Raw genomic sequence first — 18,623 nt, 5'->3', positions numbered from 1 at the left:
CATGAACAACCGTGTTCTGGGCGGTGCCTGCCTGCTGGGTGCGCTGGCGGCCGACCAGGCCAGCAAGTTCTGGATACTGAATGTCTATGACCTGCCGGCGCGCGTAAGCGTGCCGCTGCTGCCGGTGCTGAACCTGACCATGGTGTGGAACCACGCCATTACATTTGGCATGCTGGGTGGCGCGGGCGCTGCGGGGCGGATCATCTTCTCGGTCGCGGCGCTGGTGATCGTGGCGGGGCTTGCGGTATGGCTTGCGCGCACTCCGCGTCGGTGGGTGGCGGTGGCGCTGGGCATGATCATGGGCGGTGCCATCGGCAATGTCATTGACCGGTTGCGCTTTGGCGCGGTGGTCGATTTCATTGACGCCCATGCCTTTGGCTGGTCATGGCCGGTGTTCAACATTGCCGATGCCATGATTGACTGCGGTGTTGCGATCCTGATTATCGACAACATGCGTCATCGCGATGCAAACTAGGTTAGGAGCGGCCTGCACATGCTTGCCGAACCGTTCCACTAACGGTAATAGGCGAGATATGGCGATTTCTGCTCTCAGACCCCTTTCCTGTGCAATGCTTGTATCGGGCGGCTTCATGCTATCAGGCTGCACCGGTGCCGATGTTTCGCGCGCCTTCGGGCTGGAGCGGAGCCTGCCGGACGAATACACGGTCACGACGCGCGCGCCGCTGTCCATGCCGCCGTCCGATGAGCTGGGTGCCCCGAACAGCAACGCCGTCCAGCGCGCGCAGGACACCAACCCGCGCATGCAGGCGCTGGAAACGCTTTCCCCCAATGTGGCGCTGCAGGGGGCTGATGGTCCGGGCAGCGAGGGCCAGACCGCCCTGGTGGGTGAAGCGCAGCAGGCCTCCAACGATGAGGACAAGGGCGAAATGGGCCGCGCCGATACCAGTTTTGTTGACAAGCTGATGTTCTGGCACGGTGGTGGGGCCGGCAACCTTGTCAACGGCAAGGCCGAGAATGCCCGCCTGCGCGAGGATTCAGCCCTTGGCCGCAACCTGACGCAGGGTGCGACCCCGACCGTCAGCGGTCCCAGCAAATAAATGGTCCGACCGCGCATCTGACCGATGCGCGGCATGTGGCCTGATGCGTGCAATCCGGTCCATGGTGTGAATATGTCTTCTGGTAATGGCCAGCCGGTTATCCGTCGCCTGTCGGAACAGGTCGTCAACCGCATTGCCGCGGGCGAGGTGATCGAACGCCCCGCTGCGGCGCTGAAGGAACTGGTGGAAAACGCCATCGATTCCGGTGCGCGTCGGATTCATATCCGCCTGGATCGGGGTGGCATTGACCGGATCGATGTCACGGATGATGGCTGCGGCATGTCGCCCGAAGACCTGCGGCTTGCGGTGGAGCGGCACTGTACGTCCAAGCTGCGTGACGAGACACTGGTGCGCATTTCCACCCTTGGCTTCCGTGGTGAGGCCCTGCCCTCCATCGGTGCCGCGGCCCGTCTTACGGTCATGTCCCGGCTGCACGACAGTGATTCGGCCTGGTCGATCCGTGTGGAAGGCGGCGTGGTGGGGGATGTGGAACCCTGCGCGGGGCCGCCCGGCACGCGCGTGCTGGTGGAGGATATGTTTTTCGCAACGCCAGCACGGCGGAAATTCCTCAAAAGCCCACGTGTCGAATCCAGCCATGCCGAAAACGTGGTGCGTCGGCTGGCCCTGTCTGTCCCGCATATCGCCTTTCGGCTGGAATTCGATCAGCGCCTGATCCTGGACCTGCCGGCGCAGGACATGGCGGCGCGTGTCGCCGCGATTCTGGAGTCGGGACATGCCGATGGCCTGCTGCCGGTGGAAGGGCAGCGCGGAGACCTGAAGCTGAGCGGTTTCATCTGTGCCCCGTCCGTGCACCGCGCCACGGCCAACGGTCAGATGCTGCTGGTCAATGGGCGGCCGGTGGTGGACCCGGTGCTGCGCACGGCGGTGCGGGTGGCCTATCGCAACGTGATGGAACATGGACGGCACGCGGTTGTGGCCCTGTCGCTGGACATCCCGCCCGAACAGGTGGATGTGAACGTACATCCCGCCAAGACGGAACTGCGCTATGCTGACTCGGCAGCCGTGCGGGCGCTGGTGATCGGTTCGCTAGGGCGCGCACTGGGCACCGGGGCGGGTGTTGCCGGGGTCAGGCCCGACCTGCTGCAATCGCGCGGGGCTTCATCCGCGCGGATATGGTATCCGCCGGAACGCAGTGCCGATGCCGCAGGGATTTCGACCCGCCTGGCTGCCCCGTCACCCGCATCCGCGCCGCAGGGTGCGGCCCTGCCCCCCGGCTTTGCCGAATCGACATTGCCCCTGTCCGCCCTGCCTGCCGCGCGCAAGGCCGTCCCCGATGGGCCGGAGACTGTGGTGGCGGATGCGGCGCCCGCCATCGACCACCCGCTTGGGGCGGCGGTGGCGCAGGTTCTGGGCACCTATATCGTATCCCAGACGGCGGATGGCGCGCTTGTGCTGGTGGACCAGCATGCCGCCCATGAGCGCCTGACGCATGAGATCCTGCGTGAACAGTATCTGGGCGGGGAAATCCGTGCGCAGCGCCTGCTCCTGCCCGAGGTGGTGGACCTGCCCGCGCGGCAGGTGGAGGTACTGCTGTCCTTTGGCCCCGGACTGGCCCGGCTGGGAATCGAGATCGAACCCTTTGGCGGCACGGCCGTTCTGGTCCGGACCATGCCCGCCCTTCTGGGCAAGGAAAACCCGGTCGGCATGCTGCGCGACCTGGCCGAGGAACTGGAAGCGGACGATCTGGCCACGCCTGCGCAGGCCGATGCGCTGGATGCACGTATGGATGCGATCATCGCGCGCATGGCCTGTCACGGCAGCGTAAGGGCGGGCCGGAAGCTGACACACGAGGAAATGAACGCCCTGCTGCGGGACATGGAACGCACCCCCCGTTCGGGCACCTGTTCACACGGTCGGCCCACGTGGCTGAAGCTGGAAAAGGCTGATCTGGAGCGCATGTTCGGCCGCAGGTGACGCGGCACCGGCCATCTGTCCGCATGGCCACGCAAGGGCATGGCGGGGTGGGGAATGGGCGGGCCCTCTGCATAATGTGAGCGGGGGCTTACTGGATTCTCCGGCAGCAACGCCACTAGGGTCAGCCATTATCCATGGATGATGTGAGACCGAATGTGCATCCGATCCTGCTCTCCCTAGTTACGTATCTGCCCCTTGCCGGGGCACTGGCCATATTGCTGACGCGTGGAACGACCCAGACGGTCGAGACCGCCGCCCGGTGGGTGGCGTTGTGGACCAGTGGCATTGTCTTCGCGCTGGCCGTGATCATGTGGGCCGAATTCGATCCTGCCCGACCGGGCATCCAGTTTGAACAGCAGGTGGGCTGGGCCAGCGGCGCTGGCATTTCCTACCATGCCGGGCTGGATGGCATCAGCCTCATGTTCGTGCTGCTGTCCGCGTTCCTGACCCCGCTGTCCATTATCGGCGGCTGGCGCCAGGTGACGGGGCGCGTGCGGGATTACATGATCGCTATGCTGGTGCTGGAAACAACGCTGATCGGGCTGTTTTCCGCCCTTGATCTGGTGCTGTTCTACCTGTTCTACGAAGCGACGCTGCTGCCCGCCAGCCTTATGATTGGCGTATGGGGTGGCCCGAAGCGGGTATGGGCATCGCTACAGTTCTTCCTGTTCACCTTTGGCGGGTCACTGTTCATGCTGCTGGCGTTGCTGGCCATGTGGAACGCGGCGGGCACGACCGATATCGTGGCCCTGCAGCATCACGGCTTTGGTCATGCCATGCAATGCTGGCTGCTGGCGGGCTTCATCATCGCCTTTGGCGTCAAGCTGCCGCTGTTCCCGCTGCATGCGTGGCTGCCCGATGCCTATACCGAAGCCCCGACCCCGGCATCCGTCATGCTGTCGGGCGTGCTGTCCAAGGCGGGGGCGTATGGCCTGCTGCGCTTTGGCGTGATGATGTTCCCCGATGCCGCGCGCCTGTTCGCGCCAGTGGTGCTGACGCTGGGGGTGATTGCGGTGATCTATGCCGCGATGATCGCGCTGGCGCAGACGGACATGAAGCGGGTGATCGCCTATTCCTCGTTCTCGCATATGGGGGTGATCGCCATCGGGCTGTTCACCATGACGCCAGAGGGAATCGATGGCGCGATTTTCCAGATGCTGTCGCATGGCATCGTGATCGCAGCGCTGTTCTTCTGTGTTTCCGCCGTGTCGTGGCGGGCAGAAACCCGTGAAATCAGTGCATTTTCAGGGGTTGCACACAAGATGCCGGTGCTGGCCACGCTGGCCATGCTGTTTGTCATGGCCAATATCGGCCTGCCGGGCACGGGGGCATTCGTGGGTGAGTTCCTGGTCATGGTCGGCGCGCTGCATGTGTCGTTCTGGCTGGCTTTCCTCGGGGGGACAAGCATGATCCTCGGGGCGGTCTATATGCTGGTGCTGTATCGCCGGGTGCTGTTCGGGGCGGACCGTGGCGGGGTTGTCGCCCTGTTGCGTGACCTGACGGGACAGGAACTGGCGGTGCTGGTGCCGCTGGCGGTCGTGACGATCTGGATGGGTGTGCATCCGGGGTCGTTCCTGCGGGTGTTCGACCCGGCCGTGACCGGCCTGCTGCACCCGGTGACCACCGTCGCCACGGTTGATCCGCACCAGGTCGTGCCGATGACGGGTGCAGGTTGAAACTGAAAAGAGAATAGCAGGTTTCGGATGCCGCCGTTCTGCAGAAAGGCGGCATCCCATGAAGCGTCTTCGGGATTGTATAAAAAAGGCCCGGTTACCTTGGGACAGGTAACCGGGCCTTTGTCATTCCAAATGGTTCAGACGTCGAGGTTATCGACCTGACGGGCATGTTCCTGAATGAAACGGAAGCGCAGCTCCGCCTTGCGTCCCATCAGGTGTTCCACGCGTTCCAGCGTCAGCGCCCTGTCCTCGGGTGGGGTGATGACCTTCAGCAGGGTGCGGTGCTTTGGGTCCATGGTGGTCTGTTTCAGGTCGCCGGGCGGCATTTCACCAAGGCCCTTGAAGCGGGAAACCTCAACCTTGCTGTTGGGCCTGAAATCCTTCTTCATCTTCCGCTCACGGTCGGCATCGTCCATGGCGTAAACGCTCTTGCCGCCCTGTGTCAGTCGGTACAGCGGTGGCTGGGCCAGATACAGGTGCCCGCCCCGGATCAGGCCTGGCAGTTCACGATAGAAGAACGTCATGAGCAGCGAGGCGATATGCGCCCCGTCCACATCCGCATCGGTCATGATGATGATGCGTCCATAACGCAGCTTGGTCGCGTCAAAGCGTTCGCCCATGCCGCAGCCCAGTGCTTCCACCAGGTCGCGGAGTTCCTGATTGCCACGCAGCTTTTCGGTCGAGGCGCTGGCAACGTTCAGGATCTTGCCCCGAAGCGGCAGGACAGCCTGTGTTTCGCGATTGCGGGCCTGTTTGGCGGAGCCTCCTGCCGAATCTCCCTCGACAAGGAAGATTTCGGTCTCGGCCGCGTTTTCGCGCGTGCAGTCCGTCAGCTTGCCCGGCAGGCGCAGGCGGCGGGTGGCGCTCTTGCGGGGCGTGTCCTTCTGTTCCTTGCGGCGCAGGCGTTCCTCGGCCCGTTCCACCACGAAGGCCAGCAGGTTGTCCGCCTGTGGCGGGTTGCCCGCCAGCCAGTGGTCGAAACGGTCGCGCAGCGCAGTTTCAACCAGCTTGCTGGCCTCGCTGCTGGTCAGCTTTTCCTTGGTCTGGCCCTGGAACTGCGGGTCACGGATGAAGACGGACAGCTTGGCGGCGATACAGCCAAGGATATCATCGGCGCTGATGCTGGCCGCGCGTTTGTTGGCGCGCTGTTCGCCCCAGTTGCGCAGGCCCTTGAGCAGCGCGTTGCGAAAGCCCGTCTCGTGCGTGCCGCCATTGGGCGTGGGAATGGTGTTGCAGTACGAGGCAAGGGCCGCCGTGCCCTGTTCCAGAAAGGCTATGGCCCATTCCATGCGGCCGGTATCCGCCCCGTCGGGACCGGTCGGCAGGTCGGCATCCCCCGCCCACAGGTCGGTCAGCAGGGCGGCCTTGTCCCCCAGTTCGTCACGCAGGCTGTCGGCCAGACCACCGGGGAAGTGCAGGACGGCTTCTGCCGGGACCTCATCATTGCGGATAAGGGATGGATCGCATGACCAGCGGATGGTGACGCCACGGAACAGGAATGCCTTGGACCGACACAGCCGGTACAGCCGCAGGGGCGAGAAATGCAGTCGCCCGAAAATCTGCGGGTCCGGGGTAAAGCGGATCTGCGTGCCGCGCCGGTTGTTGACCGGGCCAATCTTTTCCACGCCGCTCAGCGGGTGGCCGCGTTCATAGACCTGCCGCCACAGTTCGCGGTCACGCGCGATCTCGACTTCCATGCGGGATGCCAGCGCGTTGACCACCGATGACCCCACGCCATGCAGGCCGCCCGATGTGGCGTACGCCTTCCCCGAAAACTTGCCGCCCGCATGCAGTGTGGTCAGGATGACCTCCAGCGCCGAACGGTCGGGAAAACGCGGGTGCGGGTCCACCGGTATGCCGCGGCCATTGTCGCGTATGGTCAGGCAGTCACCGGCTTCCAGCGATACGTCGATGGTAGTGGCGTGTCCGGCCACGGCTTCGTCCATCGCGTTATCAAGGATTTCAGAGGCGAGGTGGTGATATGCCGTTTCATCCGTGCCGCCGATATACATGCCCGGACGGCGGCGTACGGGTTCCAGGCCTTCCAGTACCTCGATGGCGCTGGCGTCATAGGCATCGGGTCCGGTTTTGGCGTTATCTGGCATGGGGGCAGGGGAAACCTTGCGTCGGGTGGGCTTTGCGGGGCCAGCAGGTGCGGAAAAAAGATCGTCGTTCATGAAGCGTTCTTTTTGTTCTGTCGGATCGCGTCCTGTCAAGCCATAAGGCCCTGCACGCCGCACGGACTATGCCTGCACTTGTGCGCATGAAAAAGGCCGGACACGGGTCCGGCCATATTTTTTCTTCATGTCCGCATCGGGGACTGGTCTAGCTGCGGACCGTGCGGCGGGCCGGGGTGCGGCTGCGTGTGCTGGTGGCCGGGCGGTTGGGCGCGGTGCAGGTCAGGTAGGATGCCGGCTGAAGGATATCCTTGGCCTGGGCATAACTGGACAGGTCGGCGGTGCTTTCAAGCACCTGTACTTCATCGAACATGGACATGCGCTGCTGGCAGAAGGCGGTGCCGGACTTCAGCCCGCGTTCGGACTGCACATTGGCAAGCTGCGTGATGTAGTCGTCATGCTGGCGCTGTGAATTGCGGCCGTAGGTGCTGTTGAAATAGCTGTTGAGAACATGCTCCTCCGCCGCCAGCTTGGGGCGGAATTTCGTGACGAAGCTGTTGTACTTGTCCTGCGCGCCGCATGACAGGGCCGTGACCATCAGCTCGCTTTTCAGGCCCTGCACGTCAAAGGCTTCATGCGCGGGGGAGGGGGAGCAGGGGCCGGCAGCCAGTGCCTGCCCACCATTAACCAGCCCCATGAGGGCAAGGGCAGCAGCGCCAGCGCGCCAGATCGACATGGACATCAGGACGGGTTCTCCAGATATTGGGGCAGTTGCCAACGGGGAATGCACGGACCCCGCATATTCCGGCAGGAATGAAATCCGGATCAGGTCTATAGCGCAAACCGGCACGCGCCAAAAGGGAGGGATATCCTTCCCTGTTCAAAAAGATGCGTCAGGCCCGCCACGTGGGATGACAGCGCCCCCGGCGCAGGGTATGCCACACAGGCAGGACCTGTCCGCTTGCGTAAAAGGACCAACAGGTCTTTCCCATGGGGGTGCGTTGCTCTAGAGCATATGCAAAACCGGTTAGCCGTTGTGCCGATCCAGACCGTTACGGGACGGCGCGGGCGAAACTGTCCTGATAACGGGTATGTATCAAATACAGCGGAGCTGACGAGTGCGACTGCGACTGTCTGCAATCATGATGACGACGGGCATTCTGCTCGCCGGATGTGACAACAAATCGGCCGTAAACCTTGGTGGTATCGGCGGAACCCCCAACCCCTACAATTACATGAAGGCGTCCGGACAGTGCCAGGTGACCGGCCCCACCGCGGCTGGCAAGGACACCAGGGCTGCCAGCATGCAGGTGCGCAGCGATGATGGGTACTGCGCGATCGAGACGCGTGCCTCCGCGGGTCACCCCTATGCGTCGTTCGGCGTGTCCCCGGCGCCTGAACATGGCAAGGCGTTCATCTATAATTATAACGATCACACTTACGTGACGTACACGCCCAACACCGCCTATTCCGGCGAGGACAAATTCCGTGTGGTGCTGATTACGGGTGAAAAGCAGCCGCGCGAATACATAGATGTGACGGCCAACGTCACTGCACCGGCCGTCGGCGCGAAATAACATCCGCATCCCGGCTCCGGTCAATGGGGCCGGGATGCGTGCCGCGGCGTCTGCCGACCCGTATCAGATGGAAAAGGTAATGGGTTCGGGCAGGGGGCGGCGCATGCCGGCATGTTCGGCCCGGCGCACCAGGTCGTCCAGGCTGATCTTGCGACATTCCTCATCCAGCATGGTGTCGAATTCCTGCCAGCAGGGTTCCACCACCTTCTGGAACAGGCCGCCGATCGGCCCGTCATCCGTGTTGTCCTCTGCCGTGATGACGGACAGGATATCCGACAGCAGGATATCGCGCCGCGGGCGGCCCAGACGGTAGCCCCCGCGTGGTCCGCGCACGCTTTCCAGCAGCCCGGAACGCGACAGGGTCTGCAGCAGCGGTTCGATCCCGCGTCGGGCCAGTCCCGCGCGCTCGGCGATGTCAGCAGCGCTTATGGTGCCGTTGCGCCCCGCGTGAAAGGCTACATCAAGCATGATCAGGATTGCGATCATGGTCCTGTCCCGCCGGAGCAGCATATCGTTCAGCCTCGCTTTGAATGGATTTGGAAACCAGCCCGCTTCATTTACCAGCAATCCCCCGATTTATCCACGCTTCTGTTCAGGAGGATGGTGGATTATGTACAGATTGTATGCGTGAATAGGCCATTTCCGCAACAAGGAGTGATAACGAATGAAAAAGACCACCCCACCAGATCGCACGTATGGTTTTGCAGCACCTCGTGGCAAGGTCTACGACTCCATTGTCGATACCGTGGGGGGAACGCCACTGGTGGCGCTGCCGCATCTGACCCGTGAGGACGGGTTGCAGAGCCGGGTATTGATGAAGCTGGAGTTTTTCAATCCCCTGGGTTCGGTCAAGGACCGTATCGGCGCGGCCATGATCGAGGATGCGGAAAGCCGTGGCGAAATTCATCCGGGCAGGACCACCCTGGTCGAACCGACATCGGGCAATACAGGCATTTCGCTGGCGTTCGTCGCGGCCGCGCGTGGATACCGCCTGATTGTCACCATGCCCGAGGGGGCATCCATCGAACGGCGCAAGATGCTGCGCCTGCTGGATGCGCAGCTGGAGCTGACGCCGTCACGGCTGGGTATGGCGGGGGCAATCGCGCGCGCCGAGGAAATCCTGAAAAAGACCCCGAACGCCTGGATGCCCCGGCAGTTTGACAATCCGGCCAATCCGGCCATCCACGCCGCCACCACGGCCGAGGAGATCTGGGTCGATACGGCGGGGGAAGTCGATATCGTGGTTGCCGGACTGGGCACGGGCGGGACGGCCAGTGGCATCGCGCACGGCCTGAAGCCCCGCAAGCCGAGCCTTCAGATTTATGGTGTCGAGCCGATGGAAAGCGCCATCCTGAATGGTGACGAACCGGGACCGCACGGCATTCAGGGCATCGGTCCGGGTTTCTGTCCCCGCACGCTTGACCTTGCAGCGTTGGATGGGGTGATCCCCGTATCGGAACGTGAAGCCATCGCGGCGGCACGGCGCTGTGCACGGCTGGATGGGGTACCGGTGGGCATTTCTTCCGGGGCTGCGCTGCATGCGGCGGTACAGCTGGCGGGACAGCCGGAAAACGCCGGCAAGACCATCGTGACCATTGCGCCGTCCTTTGCCGAACGCTACCTATCCACTTCGCTCTTTACCGGACTGGTCTGATTCATTACCTGCGCGCGGCCTGACGGGCCGCGCATATGGAAAAAGCGGCTGCCCCATCGGGCGCCGCTTTTTTCTTTTCCATAATCAGATGGAGCGCGGGATCAGTGCAGGATGATCTCGACGCGACGGTTCTGGGCTTCACGCGTGTTGGCCGCAGTCTGGACCAGCGGGTTGGCATCGCCATAGCCATGAATGTCAATGGATGGGCCGGGTACGCCATCGCGGACCAGTTCGGCCTTGATCACCTGCGCCCGCTTGATGGACAGGGCCTGATTGTATTTCTCACCCTGCGGACCGGGATGGGCAGCGGAGTTGTCGGTATACCCGTTCACCTCGATCCGGGTGGTCTGGGTATTGGTCGAAGCCTGTGCCGCCACGGCCACGATGGACCGGGCACGGTCGGTCAGGTCGCTGCGGTCCCAGTCAAAGAATACGAGATACGTGCGGTTTTCCGCCGGTGCAGGTGCTGCGACGGTCGCAGGCGGCGGCGGTGGCGGCGGGGCGGGATTGAACTCGTACCGCAGCCCGAGCATGAGCGAATGGTTGAAATCGGTCCGGCTGTCACGGTTGCCGTTACGGAAGCCATAATCGCTGTTCATGGCCGACAGGGCCGTGGCGCTGCCACTGACAATGGAATGGTGCGACTGCGGGCCCAGCATGGTCCAGAACCGGTATTCCGCCGTGGCGGACAGGCCCACGACCCACGGCATGGGGAAGGACAGGCCGAAAATGCCCTGATAGGCGAAGTTGCCATACGTACCGCCCACGTGCTGGCTGTAGTTCTGGCCATTCACGTTGCCGGTAATGGTGCTGTTCATGTTCTGCCAGCCATAGCCGATACCCGCGCCGAAATACGGGAACAGCCAGCTCTTGCCAATATCCAGGTCGAACAGGGCATTGGCCATAAGGCCCGATTCCTGCTGCCGGCCATCGGCATGGGCATGGTACGCGGCATTGCCGCCCACCGTTTTCATGTCGTTGTTGCGGTAGAAGCCTTCAAGTTCGACGCGGAAACCGTTGCCCAGTCCCCAGCCAAGGCTGCCGATGCCGGTGGCTCCTGTCTTGAATTCATCACGCGCGGAAGAATGGCGTATGACCTGCCCCTGGTTGAAGCTGGCGCCGCCTTCACCGGTGATATACAGGCCCTGGACAGGCTGGGCGAATACAGGGGCGGAGACCAGTACGGAGCCCAGGGTAACCGAGGCAGCCAATAAAGACCCTGCAAGCAATCCGTACCGCAGATTCATACTCTTCTTCTCCCTTCGACGGGCCTCTTCCGGCATATCGGCCCGGTCGGGTGCACGTGCCCTATTCCCTGAAATGATCAGCATCAGCTTTCTTTTGCTGAAATAAACCAGCCCTGACAATCCATTGACGCCACCTTATCGACCGCTTTGGACGGCTGCGCCAACAGTCACACCGGAGTGTGTGCGAGATGCCACACCCCTGTCCGGCCCGGTTTCCGTGTTGTTCACTCCTGAGGAATCACGTCTTTCATATCAACTTTGCTTCAAACGGTGGCATCAGGTCCGGCGTCTCGAATTCAAGAACCCATAAATCCGGGTCCCGTTCCATCTGCCTTGTAACATAGGCATCAACACCGGCCTGATCTACAGCCGCCTCTCCTGTAGCGCGGAACCATGCCCGGCGTCCATCGTGGGTGCGTGTCTGGGCCAGCACAGACATGTGTCCTGCCCGCCCCAGCAGCACGATCAGCACGCCGCCCGCGTCATCATCGCCATGGTGCAGGACCATGCCCGGATTTCCCTTTTGTCCAGCCTGGCGCAGCATAGCCCTGACCCAGATGCCGGTTTTCAGACGCGCTTTTTCCATTGGGGCTGACTTCTCCGGTAATGCAGAAAAACAGCGGGAGGTATGCAGGAATAGCACGGTTTCCCGCATGGTTGTGACTTACCCGCCATTCGCGGGCGCGGCCCCTTCCTCGGGTATGGTGGACAGGGCGGCGTGGTACTCGACAGGGTTGTCCAGCAGGGAATGGGCGGCATCAAGGTCGCTGTCCGTGCCAATGGCGGCGGGACACGCCTTGCGGATGGTCAGGATTCGCGACAGGTCAACGGGATAGCGGATCTGGCGGGCTGCCGCGACCCATTCCCGGCTGTCCGCGCTGCCTTCCGCCAGGTTCTGGAGCTGGCGTTCGAGTTCACTTTCCCCGAGGCTGGTGCAGACCTGCGGCATGACACCCAGCCCCTGCAGCGGCCAGCCCAGCGGCGCCAGCACGCGACTCCATGTGACGAACAGTTCGGCCCCGTTGGGCATCTGGCCAATGGTCTGCACCAGGCCCTTGCCCAGCGTGGCGCTGCCTATGACTACGCCGCGTTTCTGGTCCGCCAGGGCTGCGGCCAGTATTTCGGCAGCACTGGCGGTCCGTCCGTCCACCAGCACGATAATGGGCAGGCCGTTGGTCATGTCGCCACCCTGCACGGCCCAGACATGGTTGGCCTGCGGGTCACGGCCCTGTGTTATGGCTGCAACACCGTGATCAAGCATCAGCGCCGAAGTGGTGACAGCCTGCTGCAGCACGCCGCCCCGGTTGCCACGCAGGTCGATGATCAGGCCCGAAATGCCGGGCACGTTCATGGCTTCGTCCAGGTACTGGCTCATTTCCTCCGCCGTGTTGGCGGAAAAGGCGGTGATGTGCAGCACCACGTGCTTGCCGCTGGTATAGGCGAACACGGTTTCGGGGGGGGTGGAGGCGCGATGCAGCGTGACCGTGCTCTGCCGTCCTTTCGACTCGACGGTAATGCGTACGAGGCTGCCAGCGGGACCGTTCAGCCATGACGCTACGGTTTCCAGACTGCGGGACGCGGTGGCGCGTCCGTTTATGGCCCGTACGATCTGTCCCGCCGCCAGGGTGGTGGGCCATGCGGGGCCATTCGCGTTGACGGCGGTGATGATGATCGCATGGTGATCCTGCCCCAGCGTCAGGCCCGCCGTGGCCTCGCCCCCGGTGCGGATGCTGCGGTCCGATACGGCCGCCCCCGGCGGGACATAGCGCGAATACGGGTCAAGGTGGTTGAACAGTTCGTCAAAGAAACCCTGCAGCACGCCATCCTGTCCCGTGCTGCGCATGGCGGGGGAATGGTGCCATGCCACATCCAGTATGCGGGTGATTGCCGTGCTCCACCCCGCGATGTCGTCCGGCGCGGGCACCGGCAGGGCAAGGACGGTTTTCTGTGTTGCGGCAAGCTGGAGGAAGCCGTGCTGTTCCTCGATGCTCAGCGAGGGGTCCAGCGCGCTCAGCCCGTTCAGGCCCCACAGCGCGAAATCATGGATGTCGTGGCTTTCCAGCGTACGGGGCTGCAGGAATGACAGACTCGCCTGAATGACCGAGGAGATGACCCCAAGGTCCATGCTGGCGCCATCGGTCGCCTCCATGCTGTCTTCATGCATGGGGGGCTGGGGCGTTGGCGCGCGCGGGGTCGTGGGGATGTCATCGGCGCAGGCCGCCGTGGTCAGCCGGACGATGACAAGCAGCAGCACGATCGTGTCACGCGGAATATGCCCGAGCGTGGAGATGCGCCGCCGCCATATCCCGGCGTGTTCGCCCCCCCGGGACTGCGGACGCAGGACAATGACCGGGAACCGGCTGCGTTTCATGTCCGCCGCCTGCGGTGGCTGGGTGGTGTGTCGGGCAGTGCCAGCAGGACTGTCCCCCGGATGGCGCATGCTTCTTCTATCCGTACGCGCAGGGCCTGACCGGGGCGGAATACCATGGTCGTGTCGCGTGCATGCAATGTCTGCGTTTTTTCGTCATGATGCCACTGATCTTCCGGCAGGGCAGACATGGGCAGCAGTGCGGACGTGCCGGTTGCATCCAGCACGGTGAAGATACCGAATCGCGACAGGCTGGATATGTGCGCGTCCATGACCATGCCCACGCGGGCCTGCAGCCATGTGGCGGCGTAGCGTTCCAGCGTTTCGCGTTCGGCCTGTGCCGCGCGGCGCTCGGTGCGGGTAATGGCGAGTCCCGCTTCCTCCAGTTCCTCATGGCCGGGGGCCGGGCCGGGTTCCAGCCCGGTGGCGACCAGCAGGGCGCGGTGGGTCAGCAGGTCGGCATAACGGCGGATCGGGCTGGTGAAGTGGGCATAGGCGGCCAGGGACAGGCCAAAGTGCCCGACCGGTTCGGGGCTGTATTCCGCCTGGTTCTGCGCGCGCAGGATCAGTTCGTTCACCAGTCCGGCCTGATCCGTATCACGGACCTGCTGCAGGATACGGTCAAGGTCGGCGGCGCGCAGGCTGCCCACCGGCGGCAGTTTCAGGCCCATGGTGTCCAGCGTGCGGCGCAGGCTTTCCAGCCGTTCGGGCGTCGGCGGCGCGTGGATCCGGTACAGGCAGGGCAGGTGCCGCCCCTCCAGGCAGCGTGCGGCGGCGACATTGGCCGCGATCATGAATTCCTCGACCAGGCGGTGGCTGTCGAGGCGGATGCGTGGCTGGATGGCCGCGATCTGTCCATGGTCATTCAGCCGCACCTGCCGTTCGGGCAGGTCAAGGTCCAGCGTGCCGCGCTGCGCCCGCGCCGTGGACAGGCACCGCCATGCCCCGAACAGGCTGTCCAGCAGTCCGTCGGGCAGGGCGGCAATGGTGGCATCCGGCGCACCATCACGCGCGGCCTGCACCTGTTCATAGGTCAGGCGGGCGGCGCTGCGCATGATGCCGCGCCCGAATCGGGCGTTGCTGATGGCGCCGTCAGCGGCCACATCCATGTTGACGAAAATGCAGCCCCGGTCTTCCCCGGGGCGGAGCGAACACCACCCGTTGGACAGGTCTTCGGGCAGCATGGGGATTACCCGGTCGGGGAAGTAGACCGAATTGCCCCGCAGGCGGGCTTCACGGTCCAGTGCGCTGCCCGGCCGCACGTACCACGCAACATCGGCAATGGCGACGGTCATGCGGAATCCGTCGCCAGCGGGTTCGGCATAGACCGCATCATCAAAATCACGGGCGTCCGCGCCATCAATGGTGACCAGTGGCATGTCGCGCAGGTCGGTGCGCCCCTGTGCCGTCACCCCGCGGGCAGCACTTGCCTGCGCCAGTGCTTCAGCCGGGAAGACATGGGGGATTCCCAGCATGGCCACCGCGATCATGCTTATGGTCCGGGCATCCCCCTGCGGGCCAAGGCGTTCGATGATCCGCGCGGGATGCAGCCCCGGTCCGGACTGGGGCAGGGGGGTGGCGATGACGATCTCGTTATCGGGAGTGTCCGCGTCCTCGCCCATGGGAATGACCCATTGCGCCTTCGCCCGTCGGTCGGCGGGGATCAGCGTGCCTGCAGGGCGGTAGCGCGCAGGCGCGGAGGCCACGGGATCGGTTTCATCAAGGGTGCGGAACAGGCCCACGACCTGCATGGGCGCATCGGTCAGGCGGCGCAGCGTGCGGCCTTCGTACCGGCCCGGCCCGATGCGGCGCAGGCGGGCGACCACGCGTTCACCCGGTGCAAGGGCGGCGCGGCCACGCAGTTCGGGATGCATGAAGACGACGGGTGCGCTGCCGTCGCCATCCCACTGCACGGGGCGGGCAATGGGGTCGCCATCCGAATCCGTGCCGGTGACCTGCACGACCATGGATTCGGGCAGCCGGTCCGAAACACGGAACCGCCGCGCCCCGGCAGGGGCCAGCGTGCCATCCAGCGCCATTTCACGCAGCATCTGGCGCAGGGCCTGTTTATGTTCCGGACCCAGACCGAATTCCCGGCTGATCTCGCGCTTGCCGATCCGCCCGGTTGCGTTTTCGATAAACGCGCGAAGCTGTTCACGATCCGGCAGGCCGCCCGCACGGGCCTGTGGCATGCCCGTGGGCAGGGTGTCCGGCATCTCGGAAGTTGCTGGACGCTGCCGTTTCATGATCAGTCGCTCTCGCTTTCGGTCTTGGCCGGGGTGGCCTTCTTGCGGGTCGTGGTCTTGCGCGTGGTCGTCCTGGCTGCCGTTTTGGTCGCGGTCTTGCGGGGGGCCGCCTTCTTCTTTGGTGCGGGCGTCGCGTCTTCCTCCCCCTCAGCCGTCTTGGCCCTGGTCTTGCGGGCCGCGGGCTTGCGGGTGGTGGTCGCCTTCTTGCCCTTGGCCTTCAGCGGCTTGCCCTTTTCGGTCAGCAGCGTCAGCGCCTCGTCCATGGTCACATCGTTCATGTCCTGACCACGCGGCACGGTAGCCACGATGGACCCATGCTGCACATAGGGACCAAAGCGGCCCTTGCGCACCATGACCGGTTCACCATCCCTGGGGTGGGGACCAATGGTACGGATGGACGCCAGCTTCTTGGCCAGCGCATCCACCGCGCGGTTCAGGCCCACGGTCAGGACATCATCATCCTTGTCCAGCGACCCGTACACCGCGCCCATCTTCACATACGGCCCGAAACGGCCCAGACCTGCCTCGATCGGTTCGCCCAGTTCGGGATGGATGCCCACGATGCGCGGCAGGGACAGCAGCCCCACGGCCTGTTCCAGCGTGATCTTGTCCCCATCCAGCCCGCGCGGAATGGTGGCGCGTTTCGGCTTGGCCTTCTTGTCCTCGGGGTCGGGCTCGCCCTGCTGCACATACAGGCCCCACGGACCACGGCGTACGGTGATGTCCTCGCCCGTCGGTCCGGTGCCCAGCACGCGCATGCCATCCTTCAGCGCGGCTGCGTCCTCGCCCTCCTTGGTGGGATCGACCACCAGCTTGCGGGTGTACTGGCACGTGGGATAGTTGGAGCACCCGATGAATGCGCCATACCGCCCCAGTTTCAGTCCCAGCCGCCCGGTATGGCAGGCGGTGCAGACGCGCGGGTCCTGCCCGTCCTCGCGCTGCGGGAAGAAATAGGGGGCAAGGTCCGCATCCAGCGCCGTTATGACGTCGGAAATCTTCAGGTCCTTGGTCTGGTCCACCGCGTGGGAGAAATCGGACCAGAACGCGGACATGACATCCCGCCAGTTGGCGCGCCCGCCGGAGATGTCATCAAGCTGTTCCTCCAGCCCCGCCGTGAACTGCGTATCGACATACCGTTCAAAGAAGGAGGTCAGGAAGGCCGTGACCAGCCGCCCGCGATCTTCGGGCACGAAGCGCCGGTTTTCCAGCTGGACGTAATTCCGGTCGCGCAGCACGGTCAGGATGGAGGCATAGGTGGAGGGACGGCCAATGCCGATTTCCTCCATCTTCTTCACCAGCGACGCTTCCGAATAGCGTGGCGGCGGCTGGGTGAAGTGCTGTTCCGCTGCGACCTCGCCACGGCCAATGGCGTCGCGTTCCGTCATGGCGGGCAGCATGCGGTCCTGATCGTCGTCGGCCTTGGCAGGGGAATCGTCGCGGCCTTCGCTGTACAGGCGCAGGAAACCGTCAAACGCGATCATGGACCCGGTGGCGCGCAGGGTCACGCGCTGCTGGCGGTCCACGATGTCGACCGCGACCTGATCGAGTTCGGCTGACTGCATCTGGCTGGCGACCGAGCGTTTCCACACCAGGTCATACAGCTTCTTCTGTTCGGGCGAGAGGTAGCGCGCCATGTCGGCGGGCGTGCGCCGCACGTCGGTCGGGCGGATGGCTTCGTGCGCTTCCTGCGCGTTCTTGGCCTTGGTGGAATACATGCGCGCCTTCTCCGGCACGTATTCCGGTCCGAAGCTGTGGCCGATATGGCCGCGGATGGCGCTGATCGCCTCGCCCGCCATCTGCACGCCGTCGGTTCGCATGTAGGTGATCAGGCCGACCGTCTCGCCACCGATATCAATGCCTTCATACAGCTGCTGCGCGGTGCGCATGGCCACCTGCGCGCCCATGCCCAGCTTGCGCGATGCTTCCTGCTGCATGGTCGATGTGGTGAAGGGCGGCGGCGGGTTGCGGCGGACCTTGCGGCGTTCGACCTTTTCAACACTGAAGTCGCCAGCTTCCACCGCGGCCTTGGCGTCCATGGCGCGGGCTTCGGTGTTCAGGTCGAACTGGTCCAGCTTGTGCCCGTCCAGATGGGTCAGCCGTGCGGAGAACGCAGCACCCGCCGGCGTGGTCATGCGCGCGATGACCGACCAGTATTCGCGCGGCTTGAAGACCTCGATCTCCGCCTCGCGCTCACAGATCAGGCGCAGGGCGACCGACTGCACGCGGCCCGCGCTGCGCGATCCGGGCAGCTTGCGCCACAGCACGGGCGACAGCGTGAAGCCCACAAGGTAGTCCAGCGCGCGTCGGGCGAGATACGCCTCGATCAGCGGGAAATCCAGCCCGCGTGGATGGGCCATCGCGGTCTTGATGGCGCTTTTGGTGATTTCGTTGAATGTGACGCGCTGCACGTCGATCCCTTTGAGGAGGTTCTTCTCCTCCAGGATCGCGCGTACGTGCCACGAAATGGCCTCGCCCTCACGGTCGGGGTCAGTGGCGAGGTACAGATGCTTTGCCCCACGCAGCGCCTTGGCAATGGCCGCGATCTGGCGGCTGCCGCGCTCGTCGGTTTCCCACACCATGGCAAAGCCTTCGTCGGGCTTGACGCTGCCATCCTTGGGCGGCAGGTCGCGCACATGCCCGAACGAGGCAAGAACCGTGTAGTCATCACCCAGATACTTATTGATCGTTTTCGCCTTGGCTGGCGATTCGACCACCACGACGTCAGTCATTCTGTCTCCGGATCAC

Annotated in this window: 14 protein-coding genes; 6 read left to right on the top strand and 8 right to left on the bottom strand. The window is 64.0% G+C overall.

The features are described from left to right. The first annotated feature begins 1 nt into the window (after position 1). The 4 genes from lspA to B7449_RS08785 all read left to right on the top strand — a co-directional run bounded on the left by lspA (position 2) and on the right by B7449_RS08785 (position 4,669). Positions 2–475 carry a signal peptidase II gene (gene lspA, locus B7449_RS08800; RefSeq protein WP_039732378.1) on the top strand — a complete coding sequence of 158 codons (474 nt, stop codon included), beginning with the start codon at positions 2–4 and terminating at the stop codon, positions 473–475. Between the two features lie 94 nt (positions 476–569). After that, positions 570–1,058 (top strand): DUF3035 domain-containing protein, encoded by a 489-nt coding sequence (locus tag B7449_RS08795; RefSeq protein WP_039732377.1) that lies wholly within the window; start codon positions 570–572, stop codon positions 1,056–1,058. 72 nt (positions 1,059–1,130) lie between these two features. Next, the gene (mutL, locus tag B7449_RS08790; RefSeq protein WP_235721326.1) at positions 1,131–2,993 is read left to right on the top strand and encodes a DNA mismatch repair endonuclease MutL; all 1,863 of its coding nucleotides are present in this window, start codon (positions 1,131–1,133) and stop codon (positions 2,991–2,993) included. Between the two features lie 134 nt (positions 2,994–3,127). After that, positions 3,128–4,669 carry an NADH-quinone oxidoreductase subunit M gene (locus tag B7449_RS08785; RefSeq protein ID WP_039732376.1) on the top strand — a complete coding sequence of 514 codons (1,542 nt, stop codon included), beginning with the start codon at positions 3,128–3,130 and terminating at the stop codon, positions 4,667–4,669. A 137-nt stretch (positions 4,670–4,806) separates the two neighbouring features. Here the strand turns inward: B7449_RS08785 and parE are convergent, their stop codons facing one another. Both parE and B7449_RS08775 read right to left on the bottom strand, forming a co-directional pair. Further along, entirely contained in the window at positions 4,807–6,846 is a 2,040-nt protein-coding gene (parE, locus tag B7449_RS08780) for a DNA topoisomerase IV subunit B (RefSeq protein ID WP_039732375.1), read from the bottom strand. Between the two features lie 148 nt (positions 6,847–6,994). Beyond that, a complete protein-coding gene (locus tag B7449_RS08775; RefSeq protein ID WP_082084812.1) occupies positions 6,995–7,528 on the bottom strand; it encodes a hypothetical protein in 534 nt (177 codons plus the stop codon). A gap of 400 nt (positions 7,529–7,928) precedes the next feature. On the opposite strand from B7449_RS08775, the gene B7449_RS08770 reads away from it, so the two are divergent. Continuing rightward, a complete protein-coding gene (locus B7449_RS08770) occupies positions 7,929–8,363 on the top strand; it encodes a hypothetical protein (RefSeq protein ID WP_039732372.1) in 435 nt (144 codons plus the stop codon). 63 nt (positions 8,364–8,426) lie between these two features. On the opposite strand, the gene B7449_RS08765 is transcribed toward B7449_RS08770, so the two are convergent. Beyond that, positions 8,427–8,873, bottom strand: a complete 447-nt coding sequence (locus B7449_RS08765; protein ID WP_026018474.1) for an RrF2 family transcriptional regulator — start codon at positions 8,871–8,873, stop codon at positions 8,427–8,429. A 154-nt stretch (positions 8,874–9,027) separates the two neighbouring features. Here B7449_RS08765 and cysK point away from each other — a divergent pair, with 154 nt between their 5' ends. Further along, positions 9,028–10,017 (top strand): cysteine synthase A, encoded by a 990-nt coding sequence (gene cysK, locus B7449_RS08760; RefSeq protein ID WP_039732371.1) that lies wholly within the window; start codon positions 9,028–9,030, stop codon positions 10,015–10,017. A gap of 101 nt (positions 10,018–10,118) precedes the next feature. Here cysK and B7449_RS08755 read toward each other — a convergent pair whose 3' ends face one another. The 5 genes from B7449_RS08755 to topA form a co-directional block, all read right to left on the bottom strand. Next, positions 10,119–11,264, bottom strand: coding sequence for an OmpA family protein (locus tag B7449_RS08755; RefSeq protein WP_029329527.1), 1,146 nt, complete (start codon positions 11,262–11,264; stop codon positions 10,119–10,121). A 247-nt stretch (positions 11,265–11,511) separates the two neighbouring features. After that, a complete protein-coding gene (locus B7449_RS08750) occupies positions 11,512–11,850 on the bottom strand; it encodes a DUF1491 family protein (protein ID WP_039732370.1) in 339 nt (112 codons plus the stop codon). A gap of 78 nt (positions 11,851–11,928) precedes the next feature. After that, on the bottom strand, positions 11,929–13,635 hold the full coding sequence (locus B7449_RS08745) for a S41 family peptidase (RefSeq protein WP_039732369.1): 1,707 nt from the start codon (positions 13,633–13,635) through the stop codon (positions 11,929–11,931). Next, a complete protein-coding gene (locus tag B7449_RS08740) occupies positions 13,632–15,848 on the bottom strand; it encodes a ribonuclease R family protein (RefSeq protein WP_039732368.1) in 2,217 nt (738 codons plus the stop codon). Before B7449_RS08740 ends, B7449_RS08745 begins: the two co-directional genes overlap by 4 nt. Before the next feature lie 32 nt (positions 15,849–15,880). Beyond that, on the bottom strand, positions 15,881–18,607 hold the full coding sequence (gene topA / locus B7449_RS08735) for a type I DNA topoisomerase (RefSeq protein ID WP_039732367.1): 2,727 nt from the start codon (positions 18,605–18,607) through the stop codon (positions 15,881–15,883). Between the last annotated feature and the right edge of the window lie 16 nt (positions 18,608–18,623).

Origin of the sequence: Komagataeibacter intermedius TF2 (genome assembly GCF_000964425.1) — a bacterium.
Lineage (GTDB): Bacteria > Pseudomonadota > Alphaproteobacteria > Acetobacterales > Acetobacteraceae > Komagataeibacter > Komagataeibacter intermedius.
The sequence above is the reverse complement of the archived record's forward strand: the minus strand, read 5'-3'. Positions and strand labels throughout refer to the sequence as shown.

Excerpts from the sequence above, each read along its gene's own strand:
- lspA (WP_039732378.1), top strand. The coding sequence starts at position 2 with ATGAACAACCGTGTTCTGGGCGGTGCCTGCCTGCTGGGTGCGCTGGCG.
- B7449_RS08795 (WP_039732377.1), top strand. The coding sequence starts at position 570 with ATGCTTGTATCGGGCGGCTTCATGCTATCAGGCTGCACCGGTGCCGAT.
- mutL (WP_235721326.1), top strand. The coding sequence starts at position 1,131 with ATGTCTTCTGGTAATGGCCAGCCGGTTATCCGTCGCCTGTCGGAACAG.
- B7449_RS08785 (WP_039732376.1), top strand. The coding sequence starts at position 3,128 with ATGGATGATGTGAGACCGAATGTGCATCCGATCCTGCTCTCCCTAGTT.
- parE (WP_039732375.1), bottom strand. The coding sequence starts at position 6,846 with ATGAACGACGATCTTTTTTCCGCACCTGCTGGCCCCGCAAAGCCCACC.
- B7449_RS08775 (WP_082084812.1), bottom strand. The coding sequence starts at position 7,528 with ATGTCCATGTCGATCTGGCGCGCTGGCGCTGCTGCCCTTGCCCTCATG.
- B7449_RS08770 (WP_039732372.1), top strand. The coding sequence starts at position 7,929 with ATGATGACGACGGGCATTCTGCTCGCCGGATGTGACAACAAATCGGCC.
- B7449_RS08765 (WP_026018474.1), bottom strand. The coding sequence starts at position 8,873 with ATGCTGCTCCGGCGGGACAGGACCATGATCGCAATCCTGATCATGCTT.
- cysK (WP_039732371.1), top strand. The coding sequence starts at position 9,028 with ATGAAAAAGACCACCCCACCAGATCGCACGTATGGTTTTGCAGCACCT.
- B7449_RS08755 (WP_029329527.1), bottom strand. The coding sequence starts at position 11,264 with ATGAATCTGCGGTACGGATTGCTTGCAGGGTCTTTATTGGCTGCCTCG.
- B7449_RS08750 (WP_039732370.1), bottom strand. The coding sequence starts at position 11,850 with ATGGAAAAAGCGCGTCTGAAAACCGGCATCTGGGTCAGGGCTATGCTG.
- B7449_RS08745 (WP_039732369.1), bottom strand. The coding sequence starts at position 13,635 with ATGAAACGCAGCCGGTTCCCGGTCATTGTCCTGCGTCCGCAGTCCCGG.
- B7449_RS08740 (WP_039732368.1), bottom strand. The coding sequence starts at position 15,848 with ATGCCGGACACCCTGCCCACGGGCATGCCACAGGCCCGTGCGGGCGGC.
- topA (WP_039732367.1), bottom strand. The coding sequence starts at position 18,607 with ATGACTGACGTCGTGGTGGTCGAATCGCCAGCCAAGGCGAAAACGATC.